Raw genomic sequence first — 2578 nt, forward strand, 5'->3', positions numbered from 1 at the left:
GAGTGACTATGAAGAAGGTAATAGTAATAGGTGCAGGAGTCGCAGGGCTTACTGCAGCAGTAAGATTACAAAAACTAGGTTATGCTGTTCAACTCTATGAAAAGGCTAGTCAAGTAGGCGGCAAAATGAACCAGATCAAAAAGGAAGGCTTTACTTTTGATGTAGGACCGACGATTGTCATGATGCCGGATATTTATAAAGAAGTCTTTGAGTTTTGTGGGAAGAATCCCGATGACTATATTCCGATGGAGAAGATTGATCCGATGTTGAAATTGTATTTTTCTGACGATGATCCCTTGATCTTTTCATCCGATTTGGTCGAACTAACAAAAACATTAGAAGGAATATCTGAAGAAGATGCTCAAGGCTATTTCGCATTTCTAGCAGATATTTATAAGCGTTACTTAGTTGCAAAAGAAGCATTCATTATGCGCTCCTTTCGATCTTTTTGGGATTTTTACAATCCAAAATCATTGTTGAATGGACTAAAGTTGAAGAATTTTTGAGATGCGTACAGCTCCATCTCAAAATTTGTTAAAGATGATCGCCTTCGTAAATCATTGGCGTTTCAAACACTTTACATTGGCATTTCTCCTTATCAGGGCCCGTCATTGTATACAATTATTCCCATGATCGAGCTGCTTTATGGCATTCATTTTATGAAAGGTGGAATGTACACCTTAGCACAAGGTCTAGAGCGATTATTTATCGAATTAGGCGGGGAAGTTTTCTGTAATACGGAGGTGCAGGAAATACTGATTGAGAATAAGGAAGCCGTAGGAATAAAAGTTGACGGAAAGAACGTTTTGGCTGATGCAGTGGTGTGTGGAGCGGACTTTCCTTATGCCATGAAGCATTTAGTGCCAAACGAAAAAAATCGTGGGAAATATACGGATAAAAAAATTGATAAAATGGACTATTCATGTTCTTGCTTTTTGCTCTATCTAGGTTTAGACAAAAAATATGAAGTAGAGGCGTTGCATTCGATTCACTTCGCAAAGGATTTTGAAAAGAATATTACAGATATTTTCGATCAAGGTGTACTTCCAGATGACCCTTCGTATTATTTATACGTGCCATCATTCTTAGATCCTGACATGGCAAAAGAGGGGCACGAAGCATTATATGCGTTAGTGCCTGTACCAGAATTATCAAAATTCTCTGATTGGAATGAAGAGACCATTCAAAAATACCGCGACCATATGCTGCAGAAAATCAAGCAAGAAACAGTATTCACTGATATTGAAGAGCATATTGTTTTTGAAGAACACTACACACCAAGAGATTTTAGTGAAAACTTCAATGCCTATCGAGGAGCAACTTTCGGGTTAAAACCGACGTTGAAGCAAAGTAATTATTATCGGCCACATAATAAATTTGATTATGCTGACAATCTCTATTTCTGCGGGAGCAGCACGCATCCAGGAGCGGGAGTTCCAATTGTCATGCAAAGTGCTAAGTTGGCTGTAGAGGAGCTGATTCGCGATGACCAATAAGCTTTCTAACGATTTTGTTCATTATCAAGACGATTTTGATTACTGTAAAAAGATCATCAAACATCATTCAAAAAGCTTCTATGCGGCCTTTTCTCAATTACCGGAACAAAAAGCGATGAGTGTCTATGCGATCTATGCTTTTTGTCGAAGGGCGGATGATATCATTGATGTGGAAAAAAAACCTGAGAAATTAAGAGGAATGCGTGACCAATTGGATGAGTTTCAAAAGGAAAATTGTCCAGAAGATCCGATGTGGCGAGCATTAGCAGTGGTTTTTGATCATTATCCTTTAGACATCAAGTTCTTCTATGATATGTTGGAGGGGCAACGTCGAGATGCTCATTTTGAACAACCTCAGACGCAAAAAGAATTAGAGGAATATAGTTATTATGTTGCAGGATCTGTTGGATTAATGTTGTTGCCCATTCTCTCTGCAAATTGGCAAAGTATTATAGAAGAAGCCAAGGATTTAGGTCGGGCAATGCAGATTACGAACATCTTGCGTGACATAGGCGAAGACTTGAATGAAGGTAGAATCTACCTTCCAAAAGAGCTGATGGATCAATATGGTGTGACGGAAAAAGCGATTAGAACACATCATAGGAGTCAAGCATTTATTGACTTATGGGAGTTTGAAGCGCATCGTGCAGAGGAAAGTTATAAAAAGGGATTGGAAATGATCGCTGAAATTGATGAAGAATGCAGAATTCCTCTACTGACAGCAATTTATCTTTATAGAGAGATTTTGTCTGTGATACGTGAAGGAAACTATGATGTATTTGGAAAGAGACATGTAGTCAATAAGACTAGAAAACTATTACTATTTAAAGCAGCCAATCACGACTCAAAAAGAATAGCGCTTCAAAAAAGGTAATGTTCAAACAACACTGAATAAAAGACAGTCAAGTATGCGGAGTAAGTACTCTCTGCGTACTTTTTTTGTGATCAAAAAATCTGTGAGATTTCAAAAGAGGGTACCGCTTATATCGTGACTGAAATAGGGCTAAGAAGTATTTTTTTGGAATCACTAAAACAAAATTGATTGTAAAGCAGTAAGAATATATTAGATAAAATCAATTGAA

1 protein-coding gene and 1 pseudogene are annotated in these 2578 nt (G+C 37.6%); both read left to right on the forward strand.

The window, feature by feature from the left end; genetic code table 11:
- Positions 1-8: 8 nt before the first annotated feature.
- Positions 9-1496 (forward strand): annotated as a pseudogene (locus A5868_RS07600) (phytoene desaturase family protein).
- Positions 1486-2370 (forward strand): phytoene/squalene synthase family protein, encoded by an 885-nt coding sequence (locus A5868_RS07605; protein WP_086303951.1) that lies wholly within the window; start codon positions 1486-1488, stop codon positions 2368-2370. The pseudogene A5868_RS07600 and the gene A5868_RS07605 overlap by 11 nt, the downstream one beginning before the upstream one ends.
- Positions 2371-2578 lie beyond the last annotated feature (208 nt).

Origin of the sequence: Enterococcus sp. 12F9_DIV0723 (assembly GCF_002174375.1) — a bacterium.
GTDB classification, from domain to species: Bacteria; Bacillota; Bacilli; order Lactobacillales; family Enterococcaceae; genus Enterococcus_A; species Enterococcus_A gilvus.